Origin of the sequence: Streptomyces sp. NPDC051963, assembly GCF_044593495.1 — a bacterium.
Classification (GTDB): Bacteria; Actinomycetota; Actinomycetes; order Streptomycetales; family Streptomycetaceae; genus Streptomyces.
Genome location: NZ_JBIUCC010000010.1, coordinates 115608 through 140231, shown reverse-complemented (window position 1 = coordinate 140231; position 24624 = coordinate 115608). Strand labels below are relative to the sequence as shown.

The following is a 24624-nucleotide window of genomic DNA, read 5'->3' as shown; positions in this document are numbered from 1 at the left end:
ATACTGCCTTGTCGTACGTGCGGTGCCAACGGCCCGGGACGGGTTCTGTTACCCGGGGTTACTCGGAGGTGTGCGGGCCTACGCCGACCACGGCGCCGATGACGATGACCGCCGGGGGCTTCACCTCGTGGGCGAGCACCGCTTCGCCGGCCGTCGCGAGGGTCGCGTCGACCCGGCGTTGACCGGCCGTCGTGCCCTCCTGGATCAGGGCGACGGGCGTGTCCGGGGACTTGCCGTGGGCGATGAGCGTCTCGGCGACCTTGCCGAGCGTGCCGACCCCCATGAGGATCACCAGCGTGCCGGTCAGCCGGGCGACGGACGGCCAGTCGACCAGGGAGCGCTCGTCGTCGGGGGCGATGTGACCGCTGACCACCGTGAACTCATGGGCGACGCCCCGGTGGGTGACCGGGATACCGGCCGCGCCCGGGACCGAGATCGAGCTGGAGATGCCGGGCACGACCGTGCACGGGATGCCGGCCTCGGCCAGCGCCTGGACCTCCTCCATGCCACGCCCGTAGACGAAGGGGTCGCCGCCCTTGAGCCGTACCACCGACCTGCCCTGCTTGGCGTGTTCGATCAGCGCGTTGTTGATGGCCTCCTGAGCCATGAACCGGCCGTACGGCAGCTTCGCCGCGTCGATCACCTCGACGCTGGACGGCAGCTCCGCGAGCAGATCGCGCGGGCCCAGGTGGTCGGTGATGACCACGTCGGCCTCGGCGAGCAGGCGGCGGCCGCGGACGGTGATCAGGTCCGGGTCGCCGGGGCCGCCGCCGACCAGGGCGACGCCGGGTGTGCGGGTGCGGTGGTGGGGGGCGACCAGCGTGCCGTCGCGCAGGCCCTCGACGACCGCGTCGCGGATGGCGGCGGTGTGGCGGGGGTCCCGGCCGCGCGCGTCCGTCGTGAGGACGGCGACCGTGACGCCCTCGCTGTGGCCGGTCGCCGGGGTCCAGGCGGTGGCCGCGTCGGCGTCGTCGGAGCGGACGCACCAGACGCGGTGGCGCTCCGCTTCGGCGGAGGCGCGTTCGTTGGCGTCGTGGTCGCTGGTGGCGATGAGGGCGTACCAGGCGGCGGCCAGGTCGCCGTCCGCGTACGGGCGCCGCTCCCAGACGAGTTCGCCCGCTTCGGCCATCGCCTCGACGGACGGGGTCGCCTCGGGCGATACGAGCGTGATGTCGGCGCCGGCCGCGATGAGGGCGGGGAGACGGCGCTGGGCCACCTGACCGCCGCCGAGGACGACGACCTTGCGGCCGGTGAGGCGGAGGCCCACGGGGTAGGCGGGGTGTTCGGCCATGAGGGTGCGGCTCCTCGGACAGGCGGTGGTTCAGCGGGCGTGCTGCTGCGTTGAAGCGGCCCTGACGTGCGGATTTTAAGGCGCGGGCTCGGTGGGTGGCTTGGGTGGGTGGGTTTTCCTTCCCCAAGCCCGCCCCTTCCCGAAACCGGGGGCTCTGCCCCCGGCCCCCCGAACGTGCGGGTGGGTGGGCACAGCCGCGCGGCCTACTTCTCGGTTACCCCCGCCGAGTCGAACGTCGCCACCTCGTGCATCGCCCGTGCCGTGCTCTGGACCAGCGGGAGCGCGAGGAGGGCGCCGGTGCCCTCGCCGAGGCGGAGGTCGAGGTCGACCAGGGGGCGCAGGCCCAGCTTGTTCAACGCGGCCACATGGCCGGGCTCGGCGCTGCGGTGGCCCGCGATGCACGCGGCCAGGACCTCGGGGGCGATCGCGCGGGCCACCAGGGCCGCGGCACCCGCGCTGACGCCGTCGAGGATCACCGGCGTACGCAGGGACGCGCCGCCCAGCAGCAGACCCACCATCGCCGCGTGTTCGAAGCCGCCGACCGCGGCGAGTACGCCGATGGGGTCGGCCGGGTCCGGCTGGTGGAGTTCGATGGCGCGGCGGACGACCTCGGTCTTGCGGGCGAGGGTCTCGTCGTTGATACCGGTGCCCCGGCCCGTCACCTCGGCAGGGTCCGTGTCCGTGAAGACCGAGATCAGTGCCGCGGACGCCGTCGTGTTCGCGATGCCCATCTCGCCGGTGAGCAGCACCTTGTTGCCGGCCGCCACCAGGTCGCGGGCCGTCTCGATGCCGACCTCGATGGCCTGCTTGGCCTCCTCGCGGGTCATCGCGGGGCCGGTGGTCATGTCGGACGTGCCTGCCCGGACCTTGCGGGGCAGGAGACCTGGGGTCGCCGGGAGGTCGGTCGCGACACCCACGTCGACGACGCAGACCTCGGCGCCCACCTGGCCGGCGAAGGCGTTGCAGACCGCGCCGCCGCCGAGGAAGTTGGCCACCATCTGGGCGGTGACCTCCTGCGGCCAGGGGGTGACGCCCTGGGCGTGCACTCCGTGGTCGCCGGCGAAGATCGCGACCGCCGCGGGCTCCGGGATCGGCGGCGGGCACTGCCGGGACAGGCCCGACAGCTGCGCGGAGATGATCTCCAGCATGCCGAGCGCGCCCGCAGGCTTCGTCATCCGCTTCTGCCGCTCCCAGGCCTCGCCGAGCGCCTTGGCGTCGAGCGGACGGATCTGGGCGACGGTCTCGGCGAGGAGGTCGTGCGGGTCCTCGCCGGGCAGTGCGCGACGGCCGTACGTCTCCTCGTGCACGACCCAGGACAGCGGGCGGCGCTTGGACCAGCCCGACTGCATCAGCTCGGGCTCCTCCGGGAACTCGTCGACGTAGCCCACACAGAGGTAGGCGACGACTTCGAGGTGATCGGGCAGGCCGAGGGCGCGGACCATTTCGCGCTCGTCGAAGAAGCTGACCCAGCCGACGCCGAGGCCCTCGGCGCGGGCGGCCAGCCAGAGGTTCTCGACCGCGAGCGCGGAGGAGTACGGGGCCATCTGGGGCTGGGTGTGACGGCCCAGGGTGTGACGGCCGCCGCGGGTGGGGTCGGCGGTGACGACGATGTTCACCGGGGTGTCGAGGATGGCCTCGATCTTCAGTTCCTTGAACTGCTTCGCCCGGCCCTTGGGCAGCGACTTGGCGTAGGCGTCGCGCTGACGCATGGCCAGTTCGTGCATCGTGCGCCGGGTCTCCGCCGAGCGGATGACCACGAAGTCCCAGGGCTGCGAGTGGCCCACGGAGGGGGCGGTGTGCGCCGCCTCCAGGACGCGGAGCAGGACCTCGTGCGGGATGGGGTCGCTGCGGAAGCCGTTGCGGATGTCGCGACGCTCGCGCATGACCTTGAGGACGGCCTCGCGCTCGGCGTCCTCGTAGGCGGGCGCGGCCGGGCCGGTGGACTCTCGTGTTTCTGCCACTGCGGCCGTGCTTTCTTCAAGGTCGGCGGCCCTGGTGTCCAGGTCCTCCGCGTGCTGTACGAGTTCGGGTTCGGGCTCCGCCGCCAGGGGCTCGGCGTCTCCCTCGCGCGGGGCGGGGACGACCACCACGGGTTCCTGTTGCTGCGGGTCCTGGTGCTCGTCCGACGGGAACCGGAGCGGGTGCGGGGGCGTCGGCGCGAGGTGCGGGGTCGTCGGCACCGAGCCGTCCACCGGGACGAACTCGCCCAGCGGCTCCTCCTCGGCCAGGGGCTCCAAGGGGACACCTGCGGGCGCCTCGAACGGGGCCTGCTCGTCGACGGCTTCGGCCGGGGCCACTTCCTCGGCGTCCTCGATCGGCATCGGCATGGCTACGACCATGTCCTGCGCGTCGGCCGTCTCGGCGTCCGGCATCTCCGGCTGCACGACGGCGAGGGGCTCGTGCGGGGTCGCGTGTTGCGGGCCCTGCGTGTGGGGTGCCTCGGCGACCGGCTGCTCGTGCGGATCCTGCACGAGGTGCTGCTCGACGTCGGCGGGCGGCAGGGGCTGCACGGCTTCCGGTGCCGCGGGGAAGTCCACGCCCAGATCGGGGGGCAGCGGCGCGGGAGTTGACAGGGCCGGCTCGGCCTCGGGTACGGCCGGATCGGGAGCGTGCACCGTCTCGGGGGCGGTGGCTTCCGCGGCGGGCACGGCTTCGGGTACTCCCGTTTCCGCGGCCTGCACCGGCTCGGCGTCGTCCAGTGCCGGTACGGCAACCAGGCCCTGACCGGCGTCCTCGGTGGGGGCGACCTCCACAGGGTGCCCGGTTTCGGGGAGCCCGGCGTCCGGGACGGCCTCGGTCAGCGGAACCTGAGCGGCATCCGGGGCGGCGGCCATACCGGGCAAGTACTCGGCTTCCGGAGCCGACGGAGGTTCGGCCACCGGCACTGCCTCGGGAATCACCAACCCCTCGGGCAGCTGTCCGGCATCCAGAACCGCAGAGCCCTCGGGCAGCTGTCCGGCATCCAGAACCGCGGAACCCTCGGGCAGCTGTCCGGCATCCAGAACCGCGGAACCCTCGGGCTCCTGCCCGGCATCCACAACCGCAAGGTCCTCGGCCACCGGCCCGGCATAGGAGCCGGACTCAACGCCGGCCTCCTGACCGCCCTCGGGTGCAGTCACGCCCTCCGGTGCCGGCCCGTCCTGCGGTCCACCGGCACCGAATTCGGGAGCCGGAGCTCCGGGCACGTCACCGATCGGACCGGCAGCGTCTCCGTGCAGCCGACCGGCGTCCGGCTCAGCCCCGCCCGCCGGAATCGGACCACCGTCCGCCCCGTACATCTGCACGGCGTCCCCGCCGTACAGCGGCTCGCCGCCCTCCGGGGCCGCACTGGGCTCGACGGTCGGGACAACCGTTTCCGCAGGGGGTGCCTCGGTATGCACCGGGGCCTGTACCGTGCCCGGCGCCGGGGCGCCCCAGGGGGACGCGCCCTGTGGGGCTGTCTCGCGGAGCTGTGGGGCGTCGAGGTACTCGGGGCCGGCGGCGGGCACGCCGGGCTGGCGGGCCGGCCTGCCCGCGGGGCCTCGGTCGGCGAGGGAGCGGACCGGGCTGGCGGACTGGTCGGGGGTCGGCGGGCCCATGTGCAGCGGGCGGCGGTGCGTCGAGGGCGCCGCGGCAGCCTGGGGCGCCACCGAGACCGGCGGCGGCGTCAGATGGGGTAGACGGATACCGCTGAGGTCGACATTGCCGCTGTCGCGGCCTGCCGTCTCGTGCGGGCCCGGCTCGTGGACGGTCTCGACGACCGGCTCCGGCACGGGCGGCGGCACCTCGTTGCCCCACGCGCCCTGGGCGCCCGGCAGCAGCAACAGGTCTTCGTCCTCGGCGGTGGCTTCGGAGAGGTAGGTGTACGCACCGTGCGCGGGGGCGCTCGGCTGCTCCACCATGCCTGCGTTCTCCGGCAGCCCCTCGCCCGGGACCTGGCCGGTGTCGGTCATGCGTACCCCTCGCCCATCGGTTAGTGCTTCCACGACCTGCTCACCGGGGACGGCGCACCGACCGCCCCCGTAGTGAAGAACGAGCGTGCGTGCCCAGCGGCACGAACGACCCGTCGACAAATGACGACAAAGCCATTAACTGGCATTGTCGCGGCCGTTCCCCCGTCACGTCAGCGTGATCCGCGACGAGGCCGCTGTGGACTGCGCCACGTTGCGCGTCCTCCGGTTCTGCCGTACCACAGCCACCCCAAAACGGGTGCGCTTTCCGGACATTGACCGACGAAGCGCCGGGTGACCGAGAGCGGTACAACGATCGGCCAGCCTACCGCGCGCGGTACGACAACAGGATCACGGGGACGAGATCGGGATCAGCCCGAGCGCTCCGGCAGAACCCCGCTGAGCAGGAACGCGACGCTCCGTTCCCGCTCCGTCCAGGCCCGCGTGTCGAGTTCGACGGACTGCAGCAGGGCGCACTCGACCTGGTAGCCGTGTTCCGTCAGGTCGCGACCGACGAGTTCGGCGGCGTCACGGGTCGCCGCGTGGGCGACGATGCGCTGCGGGCGGCGGTCGGCGACCGCGGAGACCACGGCCGCTCCCCCGCCGCCGACCCGGACGACATCCGGCTCGGGGAGGTTCTCCAGGACGTGCGGAGCGCTGCCGTGCACGACTTGGAGCTGGACGCCGTGGTGCCGGGCGGCGGACTCGGTGCGGGCGCAGGCCTCGATCGCGCTGTCCACGGCGATGACGGCGGCACCGGCGCGGGCGGACTCGACGGCGAAGGCGCCGCTGCCGCAGCCTATGTCCCACACGAGGTCGCCGACGCGCGGGCCGAGACGGGCGAGTTGGGCCGCGCGGAGCGGTTCCAGTTCGCCTTCCCCCATGAGACCGCCGTACGCCTCGGCGGGCAGCGTCCAGCCGCGCGGGCCGGCGGCAGCCGGGTCACGGCCGGCGATCCAGCCCCCGCCCTCGGCGACCGCGGGGCCGGCGGGGCCGCCCATGACGATGACGACGTTCGGGTCGCGCCAGGTGTGGTCGGCGGCCTTGTCGGAGGTGAGGATCGTGACCCGTTCGCGGTCAGTGCCCAGTTCCTCGCAGATCACGAAGGTGCGGTGGACACCTTCGAGGAGCAGGCCGAGTTCGGCGGGTCCGGCGCCGGGTGAGGTGAGGACGGCGACCTTGGTGTGGGCGCGGCACACATTGACCGCGCGTCGCAGGGTGCGGCGGTGTGCGACGACCACGTGGGCGTCGTCCCAGGGCATTCCGGCGCGGGCGAAGGCGGCGGCCACGGAGGAGACGGCGGGGACGACTTCGACCTCAAGGCCGAACTCGGGTGCGCGCAGGGTCCGTACGACACCGAAGAAGCCCGGGTCGCCGTCGGCGAGCACGACCGCGGTGCCGCGGTGTCCGGCGACGCGGCGGGCGACGAGGGCGACGCTGCCGAGTCGGATCCGCTCGGCGGTGTGCGGCACCTCGGGCAGCGCCAGGTGGTGGGGGGCTCCGGCCACCAGCGTGGCGGCGCCCAGGGCCGAGCGTGCCGCGGCGGTCAGGGGCGAACCGTCCCAGCCGATCACCGTGACCCGGTCGGCCATCTTCGTCAGTCTCCAGAGGATTTGCGCAGGTCGTCAGGGGTGGGCCCGTACCCGGGCTCCGTGAGAGTACCTGGTGGCGCCAGGAGACCCGCGAGGGTGGTGGCCGCCAGGTGCTCAGTTCCAGTCGGCGAACGTGGTGAACCCACCGTCGCCGACGCCCGCGAGGTCCTCCGGCAGGAGGCTCCACACGATCACATCGGTGCGTACGTCGGCCCAGTCGCCGCTGTCGGTTCTGCTGCGGGCTATCCAGGCGTTGCGCAGGACGCCCTCGCTGATGCACCCGATCTTCTGGGCGACCTGCTGGGAGGCGGTGTTGTCGGCGGCGGTGCGCAGTTCCAGACGCTCGAACTTCTGGTCGTTGAACAGCCACTGGGCGGTGGCGAGGGCCGCTTCGGAGGCGTAGCCCTCGCCGCGGGCCCAGGGGGCGATGACGTAGGCGAGCTCGCTGGCACGGACTCGCCAGTCGGTGTTCTGGAGGTGCACGATGCCGACGAGCCGCTGGGTGAGGAACTCGGTGACCGCGAAGACGATGCCGCGGCCGCCGGTGCGTTCGGCGGGGGCCTGCTCGGTGACCCAGGCGCGTGCATGGGCGTGGGTGTAGGGGTACGGCACCGAGGTCCAGGCGGTGACCATCTCGTCGTTCATCATCTCGGCCAGCGCGGACACGTCGTCCTCGTCGAGGGGGCGCAGCACCAACCGCTCCGTGCTGATGGAGATGTTGGGGAAGGTGCTAGTCATGCGCCACTCCGTAACCTTCGGAAAACCTGCGGGGCCTGCTGAACTGCCCAGCATGCAGCATGAAACCACCGAGGCGCACCACGGGGTCGACTCCGGTTCGAGGAGCCGACCCCGTGCGTGGTGATACGCCGTATACGTCAGCCGTTTGTCACCGGCAGTACCGAGCCCTGGTACTTGTCCTCGATGAACTTCTTCACATCGGACGAGACGAGGAGCTTGGCGAGCTTCTCGATCCGGGGGTCGTCCTCGTTGCCGCGCTTCACGGCCAAGAGGTTGGCGTAGGGGTTGTCCTTCGCCGACTCCAGCAGGATCGCGTCCTCGGTGGGGCTGAGGCCCGCGTCCTGGGCGTAGTTGTTGTTGATGACCGCGGCGCCCACGTCGTCGAGCGAGCGCGGCAGCTGGGCGGGCTCCAGCTCCTTGAACTCCAGGTGCCTGGGGTTCTCGGCGATGTCCGCGGGGGACGCGTCCGTGCCCGCGTCGTCCTTGAGCGTGATGACGCCCTTGGAGGCGAGCAGCTTCAGGGCGCGACCCTCGTTGGTGGTGTCGTTCGGCACGGCGACGGTGGCTCCGTCGGCGAGCTTCGTGACGTCCGTGACCTTCTTCGAGTAGACGCCCATGGGCGGCAGATAGGCGTCCACGACCGGGACCAGGTCGGTGCCCTTGGACTCGTTGAAGTCGTCCAGGTAGGGCTCGTTCTGGTAGAGGTTCGCGTCGAGCGAGCCTTCCTGGAGCGCGGTGTTCGGCAGGACGTAGTCCGTGAACTCCCTGATCTCCAGGTCGAGGCCGGCCTTCTCGGCGAGGTTGTCCTTGATGTACGTCAGGACCTCGCCGGCCGGGACGGCGGTGGCGCCGACGACGAGGGTGTCGTCGTCGCTCTCGGAGGAGCCGCAGGCGGTGAGCGTCAGGCCGAGGGCCAGCGTGGCCGTCAGGAGTACGTTTCGGTGCTTCATGGCGATCAGAAGGCCGCGACGACGGCGCCGTCGTACTTGTCCTGGATGAACTTCTTCACCTCGGGCGAGGTGAGCAGCTCGGCCAGCTTCCGGACGCGCGGGTCGTCCTCGTCGCCCTTCTTCACGGCGAGGAAGTTGCCGTACGGGTTGTCCTTCGGCGACTCGGCGACGAGGGCGTCCTCGGCCGGGCTGAGGTCGGCCTCCAGCGCGTAGTTGCCGTTGATCACGGCGGCGTCGACGTCACCGAGGGAGCGCGGCAGCTGGGCCGCCTCAAGCTCCTTGAACTGGAGGTTCTTGGGGTTGGAGGCGATGTCCTTGGGGGTCGCTGCGTAACCGACGCCCGCCTTGAGCTTGATCACGCCGTTGGTCTCCAGCAGCTTCAGCGCGCGGGCCTCGTTGGTGGTGTCGTTCGGCAGGGCGATGGTGGCGCCCTTGGCCAGGTCCGCGAGCTTCTTGACGCCCTGCGAGTACACGCCGAGCGGCTCCAGGTGCACCGTGGCGTCGGGCACGGCGACGATGTCGGTGCCGTTCTTCTTGTTGAAGTCGTCCAGGTACGGCTGGTGCTGGAAGTAGTTGGCGTCGACCTCGCCCTGCTGGACGGCCGTGTTCGGCGTCACGTAGTCCGTGAACTCCTTGACCTCGAGTTCGAGGCCGGCCTTCTTCGCCAGGTTGTCCTTGACGTAGGTCAGGATCTCGCCCTGCGGTGTGGGCGTGGCGGCGACGGTCAGCGGCGCGTCGGCGTCGGCGGTGTCGTTGTCCGAGCCGCAGGCGGAGAGTCCGAGGGTGAGGGCTCCGGCAGCGAGGGCAGCGGTGGTGATCTTGGCGGTGTTACGCACGAAAAGTGCCTTTCCTGTGGTGGTACGACCCCGTGCTGGGTGTTACGGGGAGTCTTCAGACGGTCTTGCTGGTGGCCGTGGACGCCTTCAGCAGCCGTAGCCTCGGCGCCGGGCCCGAGACACCGCCGCGGCGGTGCAGGGAGCGGGCCGCGTAGTCGCCGGCGAACTGGATGAGTGAGATGACGACGGCGAGGATCGCGACGGTGAACCACATCAGTTCGGTCTCGAAGCGCTGGTAGCCGTAGCGGATGGCGATGTCGCCGAGGCCGCCGGCGCCGACCGTGCCGGCCATCGCGGAGTAGCCGATGAGGGCGACGATCGTGGTGGTAGTGCTGGCGATCAGCGAGGGCAGCGACTCGGGTACGAGGACCTTGCGGACGATCGTCCAGGTGTTGCCGCCCATCGACTGCACGGCCTCGACGAGCCCGCCGTCCACTTCGCGGACGGCCGTCTCGACGAGCCGGGCGAAGAAGGGGATGGCACCGATGGCGAGCGGCACGATGGCGGCCTCGCGGCCGATGGTCGTCCCGGTGATCGAGCGGGTGAAGCCCATCAGCGCGACCATCAGGATGATGAACGGCATCGAACGGGCCACGTTCACGATCTGCCCGATCACCTTGTTGGCGACGACGTTCTGGAGCAGACCGCCCCGGTCCGTGAGGACCAGCAGGACGCCGAGCGGAAGGCCGCCGACGACGGCGATGAGCGTGGACCAGCCGACCATGTAGAGGGTGTCCCAACACGCCTGCTCCAGCAGGGGCTGCATCTCGGACCAGGTCACTTGGCACCTTCCTTCAGCAGTACGGGCTCCTGGCCCAGTACGTCAATCTGCAGGCCCTGTTCGCGCAGGAAGCCGATCGGCACGACGTTGTCCTCGTAGCGGCCGGGCAGTTCGATGCGCATCCGGCCGACCTGGAGACCGCCGACGGTGTCGATGGCGGCGCCGAGGATCGAGATGTCGACGTTGTAGGTGCGCGAGAGCTGGGAGATGACCGGCTGGGTGGCGGCCTCGCCCTGGAAGGTGACGTCGACGACGGTGCGGTCGTCGCCGGTGGCCTCGCCGCCCACGGGGAACAGCGCGGCGGCCAGTTCGGAGCCGGGGGTCGCGAGCAGCTCGCTGACCGTGCCGGACTCGACGATGCGGCCGTTCTCCATGAGTGCGGCCGAGTCGCAGATCGACTTCACGACGTCCATCTCGTGGGTGATGAGCAGGACGGTCAGGCCCAGCTGCCGGTTCAGGTCGCGCAGCAGCTGGAGGATCGAGCGGGTGGTCTCGGGGTCGAGGGCGCTGGTGGCCTCGTCGGAGAGGAGCACCTTGGGGTCGCCGGCCAGGGCGCGGGCGATGCCGACGCGCTGCTTCTGACCGCCGGACAGCTGGGCGGGGTAGGCCTTGGCCTTGTCCGCCAGACCCACCAGGTCCAACAGCTCAAGTGCCTTGCGGCTGCGTTCCTTCCCCGAGGTGCCGAGGATTTCGAGCGGCAGCTCGACGTTGTCCTGCACGGTCCGGGAGGACAGCAGGTTGAAGTGCTGGAAGACCATGCCGATACGGCTGCGCGCCTGCCGCAGCTCCTTGCCGGCGCGCGGTCCGCGCCCGGCGAGCGCGGTGAGGTCCCGGCCGGCGACGGTGACCGTGCCGGCGGTGGGGCGCTCCAGGAGGTTGATGCAGCGGATGAGCGAGGACTTGCCGGCGCCGGACTGGCCGATGACGCCGTACACCTCGCCTTCGCGGACGTGGAGATCGACGCCGTCGAGGGCGGTCACCTCACGTCCGCGGCCGCGGTAGACCTTTGTCAGGCCGGATGTGGTGATCACTGGGGTTTCCGTCACTGTCGAGTACGCGGGCGTGGGTGTGCCCTCGCACGGGAGAGGAGATGTGCGCGGGCAGTGTGGTCACGTACGGCAATGGGCGTACGGACATGCCACGGCGGCTCGCTTCGGGGCGCGAGCTCAGGGGGTGGTGCGGGGGCCCTCTAGAAGGCGCACATTCGGCACGTGCGACACATACAACGAGCACCGGGCGTCAGGGTCGCCTCGGTCGCAGGGATGCGGATGCTCGTCGTGGTCATGCGATCAGTAAACCAGACGTACGGTCCTTACCGAGCGCCGCTGTCCGCATGATGGACAGCGGCGGACGGGTGTCAGCGGCGGACGGAGATCTCCACTCCCCCGTCGGTGACCAGCGCGGACAGGGCGGAGAGGTCCGGCACGACCAGGTCGGCGTCGAGCTCGTGGGCCTGGTGGGTTGTGGCCAACGCCACGGTGGTCATTCCGGCGGCGCGACCCGCCGCGAGGCCCACGGGGGCGTCCTCGAAGACCACACAGTGGGCCGGGTCGATGCCCAGTTCGCGGGCGGCGAGGAGGTAGGGCTCGGGGTCGGGCTTGCCGCGCCTGATGTCGTCGGCGGTGACCATGGTCTTGGGGAGGATCCCGACCGCGTCGAGCCGGGCCTCGGCGAGCCGCCGGGTGGCGGAGGTGACGACGGCCCAGCGGTCGGCCGGCAGCGAGTCGAGGAAGTCCCTCGTGCCGGGCAGCAACCGCACGCCGCCGTTGGGCACGTCCTCGACCTCCATCGCCTCGATGCGCGCGAGGGCCTGCGGCACCACGTCGGCGGGCAGCAGGTCGGCGACTATCTCGACGGCCGGGCGTCCGTGCAGCTCGACCCTGCCGAACTCCTCCGTGATGCCGTACTCCTCCGCCCAGCGCGCCCAGCAGCGGTCCACGGAGGCGAGGGAGGAGACGAGGGTGCCGTCGTTGTCGAACAGGAGGGCTTGTGCACGGATCTTCATGTCCTCGACCCTACGGTGCCCGCCGGGGGCGGCCGCATCAGGCCTTTTGGCCCGTAATAGGCTCGCCGCATGCTTGATGCCCTGACGCCGGCGACCGGTCTCGCCGCGCTGCTGCTCGCCGCGTGGTGCGGCTGGGCGGCGTACCGAGATCAGCCGACCAAGGACTGGCACTTCATCGGGATGGCCGTGGTGTCGGTGCTGGCCCTGGTCCAGCTGGTGATCGGGATCGTGCAGCTGGCGCGGGGCGAGGAGCCGGAGCAGGGTACGACGATCTTCGTCGCGTATCTGCTGGGTGCGTTCGCCTGCATCCCGGCGGCGGGGTTCATGTCGTTGGCGGAGCGGACGCGGTGGGGTTCGATCACCGTCGCGGCCGGTGGTGTGGTGCTGGCGGTTCTTGAGGTGCGGCTCTATGACATCTGGGGAGGCTGAGATGACGGCCGTGGAGGAGAAGCGGACCCGGCTCATCAGCGGGCCCGGCATGCTGCTGGTCTGGTTCTACGGCGTGATGGTCGTCGGTGCGGTGTCGCGCTCGGCCGTGCAGATCTCGACGGAGTTCGACCATGCGCCGCTGGCGTACTCGCTGTCCGCTGTGGCCGGGTTGGTGTACGGCTTCATCACGTACTCGCTGGTGCGCGGTGGGGAGACGGCCCGCAAGGCGGCGCTGGTGTGCTGTGCCGCGGAGCTTCTGGGTGTGCTCGTGGTCGGCACGTGGACCTTGGTCGAGCCGTCCGCGTTCCCCGATGCGACCGTGTGGTCGGACTACGGGATGGGCTATCTCTTCATCCCGGTGCTGCTGCCGTTGACGGCCATGTACTGGTTGCGGAAGGCGCGGGGCGACCAGCCTGGCTGATCATCGCCCGAGCGCCGCCGGTCACGCAGTCGCCGCGTAGGAACCCGCCGCCTTCTCCAGGACGATCATCGGTACCCCGTCCTCGCCCCTCGACGTGCCCACCGTCTGGTAGCCCACCTTGCGGTACAGCCGCAGGTTGCCCTCGCTGCGGTGGCCCGTGTGGAGGCGGAACCTCTTGGCGCCGTGCTGCTCGGCGAGGGCCGATTCGGCCGCGCGCAGGAGCCGTGCGCCGATGCCGTGGCCCTGGAGCCGAGGGTGGACGCAGAGCTTGCCGATGGCGGCGGCGCCGTCGTCGGTGAGCGCGCCGCGGACCGAGCCGACCACCTCGTCGCCGAGGCGCGCGACGAAGACGCAGTCCTTGGCGACCTCCTCACGCACCGAGTCCAGTGGCTGGACCAGCGGGTCGATGCGGTAGTTGCCGTACAGCGCCGCCTCGCTCTGGAAGCAGAGGTACTGGAGCCGGAAGATCTGCTCGGCATCCTGCTCGGCCGCCACGGAGATGGTCACGCTCATGCCCATGTGTGCACGCCTCCCGCTCACCTGTCGCCTGTTGTTCCTCGTTCCTATCCCCGCGCTTCGCGAGCCGCAACCTCCGGGGTGAGCAATCGACGCAGACATCCCAGGCATCTGGAACGTTCCGGACCGAGACTGCCCTGTGAGATACCCAACTCCCCCGCGATTTCCCGGTATGTGAGGTCCTTCGGCGACAAGAGGGCTTCCAGAAGGCGGGGGCAACGGCCGGGCAGGCGGCGCACGGCGTCCCGCAGGGCGCGGTGGCGGGCGGCGGTGAGGGCGAGGTGTTCCGGGCCGTGGTCGGCCGGGTCGGCGGGTTCGGTGTCGTACGGCCGTTCGTGTCGGTTCGTACGGCGGGTGCGGCGGGCCTCGGAGCGGACGGCCTGGCGGAGCCAGCGCTGGGGGTCGCGCGGCGGACCCTCGGCGTCCAGGTGCTCCAGTAGGCGGAGCCACACCGCCTGCTCCAGGTCGCCGGCCTCGGTTCCGGCGGCATGTGCCTCCGCGGAGGCCTCGGCGGCGAGCAGCGGGCGCAGTGCGGTAACCAGCTCGTACGTCATATGCAGCACGACGCGGCCGCCCGGGCGGCGGGTTGCCCGGGCGGCCGGAAGTCACCCCAACCGGGGTGGAGGGCTCAGCCGTTGACGAAGTCCTGGCGGGCCAGCAGACCGGTGTCGGCGTTGTCGGTGAACACGCCGTCGATGCCGGTCGCGAAGTACACCTTGTAGGCGCCGAAGACATCGCCGTAGGCGTCCGCGTCGGTGCCCTTGCGGAAGTCCGCCGGGAGGAAGGGGTTCTCGTTGCGCAGGGTGTACGGGTGCAGGATCAGGCCCGCCGCGTGGGCGTCCTTGACCAGCGTGGTCGGCTTGGTGAGGTAGCCGTTCGCGTCCTTCGGGATGATCAGGTCCAGCGTCGGGCCGATGCCGTTCGCGAAGGAGGCGATCCACTTCAGGCCCTCGGGCTTGACGAGGTCGGCGACCGTACGCGGGTCACCGGCCTCGACGAAGTCGAAGGGGCGGGTGTTCGCCGCGTCCAGCAGCACCGCGAGCGGGTTGCCCACCAGCTTGTTCAGGCGCTGGATGCTGCTCGGCTCGAAGGACTGGATGATGACCGGCGAGTTCTTCTTGTCCTTGCCGTACTTGCGCAGCAGCTTGGCGAGCCGCTCCTCCAGGCCCAGGCCCAGCTTGCGGAAGTAGGTGGGGTGCTTGGTCTCGGGGTAGATCCAGACCTGCTTGCCGCGCTTGCGGGTCTGCTCGTCCTGCCACTGGAGCACCTCTTCGAAAGTGGGGATCTCCCAGCGGCCGTTGTACAGGTTGTTGTGCGGGCGGTTGGCCGGGATGCGCTCCTTCGCGCGGAGGGTCTTCAGCTCGGCGAGCGTGAAGTCCTCGGTGAACCAGCCGGTGGTGGAGACGCCGTCGAGGAGCTTGGTCGTCCTGCGGCTCGCGAACTCGGGGTGGTCGGCGACGTCCGTGGTGCCGCCGATCTCCGGCTCGTGGCGGCAGACGATGTGACCGTCCTTGGTGGGCACCAGGTCACCGGCCTCGACGATGTGGGCGCCCATGTCGAGGGCCAGCTGGTACGAGCCGAAGGTGTGCTCCGGCCGGTAGCCGCTGGCACCCCGGTGGCCGATGATCGTCGGTACGGGCAGGCTCCTCACACCGCCGCCCCCGTGCCGGGCGTCGGCGCTCGCCGTACCGGGCAGGCCGAGAACCGCTCCGCCCGCGCCGAGCACCGCCGCGCCGAGCACTGCCCGTCGTCCGGTCCCGCGCCCCTGCTCGTTCGACTCCTGCGTCCCCATATGCGCCATCCCTCGATCGACCCGTCACTGCGGGCCGATCGTAAGTGCGTGCACATGACGAACGGGAGACCGGGGCGGGAACACGGGGGTGACGCCTGATGTCGCATGGGGACAGAGTTCTGATGGTTCGTCGGCATCGGGCGCATCGTTCCGGGTAGACGCTCAGTTGCCACGGTTAGAGGCTCCCCTCCCCGGCGGTCGCGCGACCTCCGTCACATCGTTCCGGGCGGATTACCGGCGCGCAACGGGACGCCACCGCAGGTAAACCTGGGTCAACAGTGCGTAAGACCTCGGTGAACCCGACAATCCCGATGTGCGCTACCCCGGGGACCGCGAGTATCGTCCTCACCTGCACAGACTTATACAGATCCCTCACCATCCTCTTGACCCCGGAGGGCCCGTTGTCCCGCTTCGTGCTCATCAAGGCAGTGCTCGGACCGATCATGCGCCTGATGTTCCGCCCACGGGTGGAGGGCGCGGAGCACATCCCGGGAGACGGCCCGGTCATCCTGGCCGGCAACCACCTCACGTTCATCGACTCGATCGTGCTGCCGCTGGTCTGCGACCGCCAGGTCCTCTTCATCGGCAAGGACGAGTACGTCACCGGCAAGGGCTTCAAGGGCCGGCTGATGGCCTGGTTCTTCACCGGCGTCGGCATGATCCCCGTGGACCGGGACGGGGCCAACGGCGGTGTGGCCGCGCTGATGACCGGACGCCGGATCCTCGAGGAGGGCAAGGTCTTCGGCATCTACCCCGAGGGCACGCGCTCGCCCGACGGACGTCTGTACCGAGGCCGCACGGGTATCGCACGGCTGACGCTGATGACGGGTGCGCCGGTCGTGCCGTTCGCGATGATCGGCACGGACAAGTTGCAGCCGGGGGGTGCGGGGATTCCGCGGCCCGGCCGCGTGACCGTCCGCTTCGGTGAGGCGATGGAGTTCTCGCGGTACGAGGGGATGGACCGCGACCGGTATGTGCTGCGGGCCGTGACCGACTCCGTGATGGCTGAGGTCATGCGGTTGTCGGGGCAGGAGTACGTCGACATGTACGCAACGAAGGCGAAGGCGGCGTAGCCCGGCGGGTCGTGTGTCGGGTGCCGGTCCGCGGTGGCTGGTCGCGCAGTTCCCCGCGCCCCTAGAAGGGCGCTCCGCGCCCATCAGGCGGGCCGCCGCTCGTGCGTTCGGCACCCGGTGCGGGAAACCACAGCACGAACGTCGAGCCCTCGCCCACTCTGGAGAACAGGCGGATCTGACCGCCGTGTGACTCCACGATCTGGCGGACAATGGCGAGGCCCAGGCCCGCGTGCCGGTCGCGGTTGCCGCCGTTGCCCTTGGCTCTCCAGAAGCGGTCGAAGACTCGGGACTGGTCGTCGTCGAGGATGCCGGGGCCCTCGTCCCGAACCGCCACCCAGAGCCAGCCCTCCGTCCGGCCCGCCGCGACCGTGATGAGGGTGCCGGGCGGGGACAGTCGTACGGCGTTGGAGAGCAGGTTGCCGACGGCGCGGCGCAGGGCGTCGTGGTCGCCGATGACGGTCAGGCCGGTGGCGAGGCGGCGGTGCAGGGTGAGGCCGCGTTCGACGGCGAGGGGGGCGAAGTCCTCGCAGGCCTCGGACGCCGCGGCGGCCAGGTCGACATCGGCGTCGGCGAGGGCGGGCGCGCTGCGGCGGGCGGTGGCGAGCAGGTCCTCGACGAGACGGGTCATCCGGGTGGTGGCCCGGTCGACGCTGCGGGCGGCGATGCGCCGCTCCTCCTCGTCTGACTCCTCGGCCGTGAGGACGGCGTCCACATTGGCGCGGATGATGGCGAGCGGGCTGCGCAGCTCGTGGGAGGCGTCGTCGATGAGCTGACGCTGCGCGCGGAACGCCTCGTCGAGCCGGTCGAGCATGGAGTCGACGGTGTCGGCGAGGTCGCGCAGCTCGTCCTTGGGGCCGCCCAGGCGGATGCGCTGGGAGAGGTCGGTGGCCTGGATCTCGGCGGCCGTACGGGAGATGGAGCGCACGGGGCGCAGGGCGCGGCCGGCGAGGACCCAGCCGATGGCGAGGCTGGCGACGGCGAGGCCGCCCAGCAGGCCGAGGGAGAAGCGGCGGAGGTTGGCGAGGGTCTCGTAGTTGACGGCCGCCTCCACCTCCTGGACCTTCACCGCGTCGAACTCGCCGATCTCCTGACCGTCCCTGATCTTCGTGACGGAGAACTGGTTGGTGACGGGGTGTGCCTCGCCGCTGCGTTCCACGGCCAGGTAGGTGCCGCCCAGGACGAGCGCGGTGAGGACGAAGAGGAGTCCGGAGTACAGGACGGTGAGGCGGAAGCGGATGGTGTGGGTGAAGGCCGGCAGGCGGAAGCGGCGGAGAAGGCGCGGGCGCTTCATGACGTCTCCTTCAGCCGGTAGCCCTGCCGTATCACCGTCTCGATGAGCGGCTCCTCCTCACCGGTGATCTTCCGGCGCAGCGAACCGACCGTGACACGCACGGTGTTGGTGAACGGGTCGGCGTGCTCGTCCCACACGTGCTCCAACAGCTCCTCGGTCGGTACGACGCGTCCGGGGCGGGTCATCAGATAGTGCAGGACGCCGAACTCCTTGGGGGTGAGCTGGAGTTGGCGGGCGCCGCGGAACGCCTCGAAGCGGGCGGTGTCCAGCCGGAGTTCGCCGACCTCGACGACCGAGGTGCCGCCGTCCTCGCGGCGGAGCAACGCCCTGATACGGGCGAGGAGTTCGGGCAGGGCGAAGGGTTTGACGAGGTAGTCGTCGGCGCCCTCGTCGAGGCCGCGCACCCGGTCGGCGAGCCGGTCGCGGGCGGTGAGCATCAGGATGCGGGGGCCGCCGGGGGTGGTGCGGATGGCACGGCACACCGAGAAGCCGTCCCCGTCGGGCAGGTTGAGGTCCAGCAGGACCAGGTCGTAGTCGTTGACGGCGAGCTTCTCGGTCGCGGTGTCGACGTCCGGGGCGACATCGACGGCGTACCCCGCCCTGACCAGCCCGACCTTGAGCGCGACGACCAGGTCCTCCTCGTCCTCGACCACGAGCAGTCTCATGTACGACCACCTACCCACCGTCGATGATGGTCTGCGCGGCGTCCGCCGCGTCGGCCACGGGGATCGCGAAGCCGATGCCGATGGAGCCGCCCCTTTGCTGGTCCAACGTCGCGATGGCCGTATTGATGCCGATGACCCGTCCGTCGTCGTCGACGAGCGGGCCGCCGGAGTTGCCGGGGTTGATCGAGGCGTCGGTCTGGAGGGCGCGCTGCTGCCTCCCGGCACCCTCCCCCAGGGTCACGGCCCGGTCCAGGGCGCTCACGATGCCGGAGGTGACGGTGCCGCTCAGGCCGAGCGGGGAGCCGATCGCGAGGACCGTGTCGCCGACGGCCGGACGGCCGACGGTGGCCAGCTCGGCGGCCCGCAGCCCCCGCCCGGTCTCCGGCTCCAGCACGGCCACGTCATGCGCGGGATCGTCGCCGATCACCTCGGCGCTCAGCCTCCGTCCGTCCTGGAACTCGACGGACACCCGTGAACTGCCCTCCACGACATGCGCGTTGGTGAGGATCCGCCCCCGCTCGTCGAACACGAACCCCGACCCCTGTCCGGACGCGGTCACCACGGAGACGACGCTGGGCAGAACGCGGGCCGCCACGGCTTCGAGGTCGCCGGAGGCGGCGGTGGCGATCGGGGCTGCGGGATCGCGGTCTCCGAAGGCTCCGGCGACGTATCCGGCGCACCCGCCCGCGAGGACGGCGGCGAGGACCGCGGCGGTGAGGGGGCGGCGGGTGGTGGTGCGGGGAGGGGACGGGGGCGGCGATTGCGAAGTGGCGTGGGTGACGGCCGGGGTCTGTCCGGGGGCGGCGACGTCGAAAGGTACCGGTGGCCGGCCGGGCAGGAAGGCGGGACCGCGGGGCTCGCCCAGGCCGGTGTGGGGGACGGGGGATGCGTCGGACGGGTGAGAGGAACCGGGCACCGGACCCGGGGAGCCGGGAGGGCCGGTGTACGACTGGTCGGGCATCGTTCCTCCAACGTCGGTGAATGGGTCCGGTCAGGGCAGCCGGGAGAACCAGAGCAGCGAGGTCGCGGCGGCGGCCAGGGCGGTGATGAGGCCGGCGGCCACGAACCACTGCCAGATCTCACGTTCCTCGGTGCGATGGCCGACGGAGCTGCCGATGTCCTCGTACACCTCCTGGAGTTCCTCTCCCGTCGCGGCCTCGTGGAAGTCGCCGCCGGTGGTGGAGGCGAGCCGCTGGAGTGCCGGTCCGTCGACGGGGACCGGGACGCTGTCGCCGGTGGGCAGGTCGATGCTGCCGTCCTCCGTGCCGTACGCGATGGTCGAGACGGGGATGCGGTCGGCGGCCACTTCCCGGGCGGCCGACTCCACGGAGCGGCCCGCCGTGTTGGAGCCGTCGGAGAGCAGCACGATATGGGCGGGTGGAGGCTGGGTCTCGGCCTGCTTGTCGAGCGTGCGGACCGCGTCGCGGGACGCGACCACCGCCTCGCCGATGGCCGTGCCCTCGGCGGTCGTGAGCCGCTCGATCGCCGTACGCAGCACCGTACGGTCGGTCGTCGGCGCCACCGCCACCGTCGCCGAGCCGCTGAACGGCACCAGCCCCGCGTTGAACCGTTCCGGCAGCTGGTCGACGAAGGCGAGGGCCGCGCGCCGGGCGGCCGCGAAACGGGTCGGCTCCACGTCCGTGGCCTCCATGGAGGCGGAGACGTCGAAGGCGATGACGATGGTGGCCCGTTCCCGCTCCACTTGGACCTCGGTGGTCGGCCGGGCGAACCCCACGATCAGCAGCCCGAGCATGGCGCAGAAGGCAGCGGCCGGGACATGCCGCCGCCACCCCGGCCGATGGGGCGCCACCTTGTCGAGCAGATCGAGGTTGGTGAACCGGACGGCGTAGCGGCGGCGCCTGCGCTGCACCAGCAGATACGCGCCGATCAGTCCGGCGAGCGGCACCAGGAGCAGCAGCCAGCCGGGCGAACGCAGACTCATCGGATCTCCTCGCGCGAGGGGCCGCCTCCCGCTCGGCGCCGCTGGTCCTCGACGTACCGAGCGATGTCCTTCACCCAGTCCCGGTCGGTGCGGAGCCTGAGATGGGCGGCGCCCGCGCGGCGGATGGACTGCTTGATGACGGCCCGCTGCTCCTGCGCGGCAGCGGCGTACCGTTCGCGCAACCCCCTTGCATGGGTGGGGATTTCACGCCTGCGTCCGGTCTCCGGGTCGACGACGGTGAGCAGTCCGACGGCGGGCAGCTCCATCTCGCGCGGGTCGACGATCTCCACGGCGAGCACCTGGTGGCGACGGGCCGCGACACGCAGCGGCTGCTCCCAGCCCGTCTCCAGGAAGTCGGAGACGACGGCGACGAGCCCGCGGGCGGGCAGCGCGCGCAGGGCGGCCAGGGCGTCGGCGAGGGTGTGTTCGGGGAGGCCCGGGCTCACCCGGGGCCGGTCGAGGGCGGCGCGCAGGATCGTCAGCAGGTGGTGGCGTCCGGTGCGCGGCGGTATCCGCCGGCTGCCGGACGGTCCGGTGATCTGCGCGCCGAGCCGGTTGCCGGCCCGCTCGGTGAGAAACGCGACGGCCGCGGCCGCGCCCACCGCGAGGTCCCGTTTCTCCATACGGGCGGTGCCGAAGTCCATGCTGGCGGAGGCGTCGAGGACGATCCAGGTGGTGAGTTCACGGTCGGCGAGGGTGAGCCGGACATGGGGGACGGTGGTGCGGGCGGTGGCGTTCCAGTCCATGCGGCGTACGTCGTCGCCGACGATGTACGGGCGGCTCTCGGAGACTTCGCTGCCTGGACCGGGGTGGAGGGCGGAGTGGTCTCCCTGGAGCAGTCCGTCGGGGCGACGGGTGAAGATCAGTTCCAGGTGTTTCAGGGCCTGTTCGGGGGTGAGTTCGCGGAGCGTCGGTGTGCTGCTCATGCCGCTTCCTCCTCGGCGGCCTGGCGCGGGCTGATGCGGGGCTGCTCGACCGCCGCCAGGACCTCGTCGACGATCGCGCCGGGTTCGATGCCGTCGGCGAGCGCGTCGAAGGACAGCACCAGACGGTGCGCGACGACCTCGTGCGCCAGGTCGCCGACATCGGCCGGGAGTACATAACTGCGGCCCCGCAGCAGGGCCAGCGCGCGAGCCGCCGCGACCAGGCCGAGCGTGGCACGCGGGCCCGCGCCGTGCGCCAGCCTCCGCTCCGGGCCCGCCTGTTCGCGGGTCGCGCAGACCAGTCGTACGGCGTACTCGGCGACCGCGTGGTGCACGAACACCTGGTCCACGGTGCGCTGGAGGGTGATCAGCTGCTCGAGGGTGAGGACGCGGCGCGGGCGGGGCGGGTCGACGCTCATCCGGTAGAGGATGGCGAGTTCCTCGGACTCACTGGGCGTGGCCACGTCCACCTTGAGCAGAAAACGGTCGCGCTGGGCCTCGGGGAGGCGGTAGACGCCCTCGGACTCGATCGGGTTCTGGGTGGCGAGCACGAGGAACGGCTCGGGGACGGGGATGGTGGTGCCGCCGATGGAGACCTGGTGCTCCCCCATGACCTCCAGGAGCGCGGACTGCACCTTGGCGGGGGCGCGGTTGATCTCGTCGGCGAGGACGACATTGGCGATCACCGGCCCGGGTTCGATGTCGAACGCCTCCCGGGACGGACGGTAGATCCGGGTGCCGGTGATGTCGGACGGGACGAGGTCGGGGGTGAACTGGAGCCGCGTGAAGCGTCCGCCGGCGACATGGGCGAGCGTCTTCGCGGCGAGGGTCTTGGCGACGCCCGGCACGCCCTCCAGCAGACAGTGGCCGCGGGCCAGCACCGCGGTGAACATCCGCTCCACCATGCGGTCCTGACCGACAATCACCCTCTTGACCTCGAAGAGGGCCTCTTCGAGGAGCTTGTCCTCGGGGGTTGCGGGGCTCACAGCGCCGAACTGCCCTTCTCCGGGCAGTCGCCGTGTTCCGTGACGACGAACCTCACCTGCCCGCGCGGCGCCTCATCTCCGTCGGCGGCGAGCGCGGTGGCGCCTCCGGCCAGGGTGAGGGCGGTGAGGGTTGCGCCGATGACGAGGAACTTGCGTGTACGTCGTGTCATGATCTGTGGCTCCTTCGGCCGTGGGGACGACGTCGGGTACGGAGCCAAGACCATCAGGCGCAGCCGAAAAGGGGGGTAAAGCCGCGGACTGTGGGGGCTGGTTGGGGCCGGTTCGCGGGTGCGGGTCGTCGGTGGCTGGTCGCGCCCACGCGGCGGAGCCGCATATCGATACAGCCCCGCGCCCCTAGCCGGCGTTGTCCAGCCGTTGGTTGCGGAGCAGGAACCATGCTGCTGCCGCCGCCGCGAGCAGGACTGCCGCGCCCGCGCCCGCCGCGATGGCGAGTCCGTCCACGAAGGACTGGCGGGCCGCCTCCAGCATCGCCTCCCCCGACTGCGCCGGCATGCCCGCCGCCGCCTCCACCGCACCGCCCAGCGACTCGTGCGCCGCGTCCGGAGTGCCCGCCGGGCCGGCGAAGCCCCGGTAGACGCCCGTGACGATCGAGCCGAGGACGGCGATGCCCAGGGCGGCGCCCAGTTCGTACGCCGTTTCGGAGACCGCCGATGCCGCGCCCGCCTGTTCCTTGGGCACGCTGGAGAGGATGACGTCTGCGGTGACGGTGAAGGAGAATCCGGCGCCGATGCCTACGACCAGCAGCGCGGCGCCCAGCAGTGGATAGCCCGTGGACTGGTCGATCACCGTCAGCGCGGCCAGTGCGAGGCCGACCGCCGCGAGGCCGCCGGCGACGACGGCGCGCACGGAGAAGCGCCGGGCCGTGCGACCGGCGATCAGACCGGCCGCCACCGCCCCGATCGCGGCGGGCAGTTCGGCCAGGCCCGCTTCGAACGGACCCCGGCCCTGGACGAGTTGCAGATACTGCGAGAGGAAGAACACCAGCCCCGACAGACCGAGGATGGTCAGCAGGTCGGCCAGGACCGCCCCGCTGAAGCCGCGCTTGCGGAACAGCCGCATGTCCAGCAGTGGGGTCGGCAGGGTGAGTTGGCGGCGCACGAACCAGTACAGCGAGGCCGCGCCCAGCGCGCCCGCGGCGACCGTCTCCCCGGTGAAGCCGTGGGTCGCGGCCTCCTTCACGGCGTACACGATCGCGACCATGCCGACGAGCGACAGCACGACACTGGCCAGGTCCCACGGGCCCGGATTCGGATTGCGGGACTCCGGCAGCATCTTGATGCCGACGACGACCAGGACCGCCATCACGGGCAGGTTGATCAGGAAGACCGAGCCCCACCAGAAGTGTTCGAGCAGGAAGCCGCCCACGATCGGCCCGACGGCCGTACCGGCGGAGGCGGTCGCACCCCAGATGCCGACGGCGAGGCTGCGTTCGCGCGGGTCGTGGAAGAGGTTGCGGATCAGGGCGAGGGTGGCGGGCATCAGCGTCGCGCCCGCGACACCGAGCAGCGCCCGGGCCGCGATCATCATCTCCGGCGTCGTCGCATAGGCGTTGAGCACGGATATCGCGCCGAACGCCGCGGCGCCGACGAGCAGGATCCGCTTGCGGCCGATGCGGTCGCCGAGGCTGCCCATGGAGACGAGCAGTCCGGCGATCACGAACGAGTAGACGTCGCCTATCCACAGGAGCTGGGTGCCCGAGGGCTTCAGGTCCTCGCTGATGTAGGGGGTCGCGAGACCGAGGACGGTCGCGTCGACGGCCACCAGCAGCACGGCGAGCACGAGGACGGACAGCGCGAGCCAACGGCCGGGGCGCCTCACCGCCTCGGTCGTGTTCGCCGGCTGCAAGGTGCTGGTCATGGTTCCTCTCTCCGTACTGCGCCGCCGAGCAGCAACTCGGCGATCATGTGCGTGAAGTCGTTGGCCGCGACCCTGCCCTCCTGGACGGCCCAGGCGCCGGAGGCCATCAGGCCGTACAGCGCCTCGGTGAGCCAGGCAGGGGTGAGGTCGATGCGGAACTCGCCGGAGTCCTGGCCGCGCCGGAACAGGCCGGCGATCCGGACGTCGATGCGGTTCCAGCCCTCGTTCTGCCCGTCGCCCTCGAACAGTTGGTTCTCGGTGTAGAGGAACGCGAGCAGTTTGGCCGCGGGCTCTATCTCGCGGATGAGCCGCCGTACGGCGTCACTCGCGCTGCCGTCGTCGAGGCGGGCCGCGTCGAGCGCGGCCTCGCACTCCTCGATACCCAGCGCTTCCAGGGCCCGGACGAGTGCGTCACGCCCGGCGAAGTGGCGGTGCAGCGTGGCCCGGCTGATCCCGGCCGCCTTGGCGACCTCGTCCATGGTCGCGGTGGATTTCCGGGTGAGCAGGGCGGCTGCGCTGCGCAGCATGTGGTCACGGTCGACGGCCATGAGACAACCATAACCCACGTGAGACACATCTGTCTCAT

At 71.2% G+C, this 24624-nt stretch carries 24 protein-coding genes; 3 read left to right on the top strand and 21 right to left on the bottom strand.

The features are described 5' to 3' along the window. Window positions 1-58 precede the first annotated feature (58 nt). The 9 genes from cobA to ACIHFB_RS37505 all read right to left on the bottom strand — a co-directional run bounded on the left by cobA (window position 59) and on the right by ACIHFB_RS37505 (window position 12122). Window positions 59-1291 carry a uroporphyrinogen-III C-methyltransferase gene (cobA, locus tag ACIHFB_RS37545; protein ID WP_400129255.1) on the bottom strand — a complete coding sequence of 411 codons (1233 nt, stop codon included), beginning with the start codon at window positions 1289-1291 and terminating at the stop codon, window positions 59-61. A 203-nt stretch (window positions 1292-1494) separates the two neighbouring features. Then, window positions 1495-5223 carry a nicotinate-nucleotide--dimethylbenzimidazole phosphoribosyltransferase gene (gene cobT, locus ACIHFB_RS37540; protein WP_400129254.1) on the bottom strand — a complete coding sequence of 1243 codons (3729 nt, stop codon included), beginning with the start codon at window positions 5221-5223 and terminating at the stop codon, window positions 1495-1497. Between the two features lie 368 nt (window positions 5224-5591). Then, a complete protein-coding gene (cbiE, locus tag ACIHFB_RS37535) occupies window positions 5592-6812 on the bottom strand; it encodes a precorrin-6y C5,15-methyltransferase (decarboxylating) subunit CbiE (RefSeq protein ID WP_400129253.1) in 1221 nt (406 codons plus the stop codon). Between the two features lie 114 nt (window positions 6813-6926). After that, a complete protein-coding gene (locus ACIHFB_RS37530; RefSeq protein WP_365282479.1) occupies window positions 6927-7550 on the bottom strand; it encodes a GNAT family N-acetyltransferase in 624 nt (207 codons plus the stop codon). A gap of 137 nt (window positions 7551-7687) precedes the next feature. Next, window positions 7688-8500: a MetQ/NlpA family ABC transporter substrate-binding protein gene (locus ACIHFB_RS37525; protein WP_365282478.1), complete on the bottom strand. Its 813-nt coding sequence runs from the start codon at window positions 8498-8500 to the stop codon at window positions 7688-7690. Window positions 8501-8505: 5 nt separating this feature from the next. Beyond that, window positions 8506-9336 carry a MetQ/NlpA family ABC transporter substrate-binding protein gene (locus ACIHFB_RS37520; RefSeq protein ID WP_365282477.1) on the bottom strand — a complete coding sequence of 277 codons (831 nt, stop codon included), beginning with the start codon at window positions 9334-9336 and terminating at the stop codon, window positions 8506-8508. A 55-nt stretch (window positions 9337-9391) separates the two neighbouring features. Beyond that, a complete protein-coding gene (locus ACIHFB_RS37515; protein ID WP_365282476.1) occupies window positions 9392-10117 on the bottom strand; it encodes a methionine ABC transporter permease in 726 nt (241 codons plus the stop codon). Beyond that, window positions 10114-11148, bottom strand: coding sequence for an ATP-binding cassette domain-containing protein (locus ACIHFB_RS37510; protein ID WP_365282475.1), 1035 nt, complete (start codon window positions 11146-11148; stop codon window positions 10114-10116). The genes ACIHFB_RS37515 and ACIHFB_RS37510 overlap by 4 nt, the downstream gene beginning before the upstream one ends. A gap of 326 nt (window positions 11149-11474) precedes the next feature. Further along, on the bottom strand, window positions 11475-12122 hold the full coding sequence (locus ACIHFB_RS37505) for an HAD family hydrolase (RefSeq protein WP_365282474.1): 648 nt from the start codon (window positions 12120-12122) through the stop codon (window positions 11475-11477). A gap of 69 nt (window positions 12123-12191) precedes the next feature. Between ACIHFB_RS37505 and ACIHFB_RS37500 the strand changes: the two genes are divergently transcribed. After that, a complete protein-coding gene (locus tag ACIHFB_RS37500) occupies window positions 12192-12551 on the top strand; it encodes a hypothetical protein (RefSeq protein WP_365282473.1) in 360 nt (119 codons plus the stop codon). A gap of 1 nt (window position 12552) precedes the next feature. Then, entirely contained in the window at window positions 12553-12972 is a 420-nt protein-coding gene (locus ACIHFB_RS37495; protein ID WP_400129252.1) for a hypothetical protein, read from the top strand. A 21-nt stretch (window positions 12973-12993) separates the two neighbouring features. Here ACIHFB_RS37495 and ACIHFB_RS37490 read toward each other — a convergent pair whose 3' ends face one another. The 3 genes from ACIHFB_RS37490 to ACIHFB_RS37480 form a co-directional block, all read right to left on the bottom strand. Then, entirely contained in the window at window positions 12994-13491 is a 498-nt protein-coding gene (locus ACIHFB_RS37490) for a GNAT family N-acetyltransferase (RefSeq protein ID WP_365282471.1), read from the bottom strand. Window positions 13492-13535: 44 nt separating this feature from the next. Further along, window positions 13536-14042, bottom strand: a complete 507-nt coding sequence (locus ACIHFB_RS37485) for a sigma-70 family RNA polymerase sigma factor (protein WP_365282470.1) — start codon at window positions 14040-14042, stop codon at window positions 13536-13538. Between the two features lie 74 nt (window positions 14043-14116). Then, window positions 14117-15280, bottom strand: coding sequence for a glycerophosphodiester phosphodiesterase (locus ACIHFB_RS37480; RefSeq protein WP_365282469.1), 1164 nt, complete (start codon window positions 15278-15280; stop codon window positions 14117-14119). A gap of 401 nt (window positions 15281-15681) precedes the next feature. On the opposite strand from ACIHFB_RS37480, the gene ACIHFB_RS37475 reads away from it, so the two are divergent. Further along, a complete protein-coding gene (locus ACIHFB_RS37475; protein ID WP_365282468.1) occupies window positions 15682-16353 on the top strand; it encodes a lysophospholipid acyltransferase family protein in 672 nt (223 codons plus the stop codon). A gap of 61 nt (window positions 16354-16414) precedes the next feature. On the opposite strand, the gene ACIHFB_RS37470 is transcribed toward ACIHFB_RS37475, so the two are convergent. The 9 genes from ACIHFB_RS37470 to ACIHFB_RS37430 form a co-directional block, all read right to left on the bottom strand. Continuing rightward, the gene (locus ACIHFB_RS37470; RefSeq protein WP_365282467.1) at window positions 16415-17644 is read right to left on the bottom strand and encodes a HAMP domain-containing sensor histidine kinase; all 1230 of its coding nucleotides are present in this window, start codon (window positions 17642-17644) and stop codon (window positions 16415-16417) included. After that, a complete protein-coding gene (locus ACIHFB_RS37465) occupies window positions 17641-18309 on the bottom strand; it encodes a response regulator transcription factor (protein ID WP_365282466.1) in 669 nt (222 codons plus the stop codon). The genes ACIHFB_RS37470 and ACIHFB_RS37465 overlap by 4 nt, the downstream gene beginning before the upstream one ends. 10 nt (window positions 18310-18319) lie before the next feature. Further along, complete coding sequence (locus ACIHFB_RS37460; RefSeq protein ID WP_365282465.1) at window positions 18320-19270, bottom strand: trypsin-like peptidase domain-containing protein; 951 nt, start codon at window positions 19268-19270, stop codon at window positions 18320-18322. A 30-nt stretch (window positions 19271-19300) separates the two neighbouring features. After that, window positions 19301-20251 (bottom strand): VWA domain-containing protein, encoded by a 951-nt coding sequence (locus ACIHFB_RS37455; RefSeq protein ID WP_365282464.1) that lies wholly within the window; start codon window positions 20249-20251, stop codon window positions 19301-19303. Beyond that, window positions 20248-21177, bottom strand: coding sequence for a DUF58 domain-containing protein (locus tag ACIHFB_RS37450; RefSeq protein ID WP_365282463.1), 930 nt, complete (start codon window positions 21175-21177; stop codon window positions 20248-20250). Before ACIHFB_RS37450 ends, ACIHFB_RS37455 begins: the two co-directional genes overlap by 4 nt. Then, window positions 21174-22160 carry an AAA family ATPase gene (locus ACIHFB_RS37445; RefSeq protein ID WP_400129251.1) on the bottom strand — a complete coding sequence of 329 codons (987 nt, stop codon included), beginning with the start codon at window positions 22158-22160 and terminating at the stop codon, window positions 21174-21176. The genes ACIHFB_RS37450 and ACIHFB_RS37445 overlap by 4 nt, the downstream gene beginning before the upstream one ends. Next, window positions 22157-22330, bottom strand: coding sequence for a hypothetical protein (locus ACIHFB_RS37440; protein ID WP_365282461.1), 174 nt, complete (start codon window positions 22328-22330; stop codon window positions 22157-22159). Before ACIHFB_RS37440 ends, ACIHFB_RS37445 begins: the two co-directional genes overlap by 4 nt. A 184-nt stretch (window positions 22331-22514) precedes the next feature. Next, window positions 22515-24038 carry an MFS transporter gene (locus ACIHFB_RS37435; protein ID WP_365282460.1) on the bottom strand — a complete coding sequence of 508 codons (1524 nt, stop codon included), beginning with the start codon at window positions 24036-24038 and terminating at the stop codon, window positions 22515-22517. Beyond that, window positions 24035-24586 (bottom strand): helix-turn-helix domain-containing protein, encoded by a 552-nt coding sequence (locus ACIHFB_RS37430; protein ID WP_365282459.1) that lies wholly within the window; start codon window positions 24584-24586, stop codon window positions 24035-24037. The genes ACIHFB_RS37435 and ACIHFB_RS37430 overlap by 4 nt, the downstream gene beginning before the upstream one ends. Between the last annotated feature and the right edge of the window lie 38 nt (window positions 24587-24624).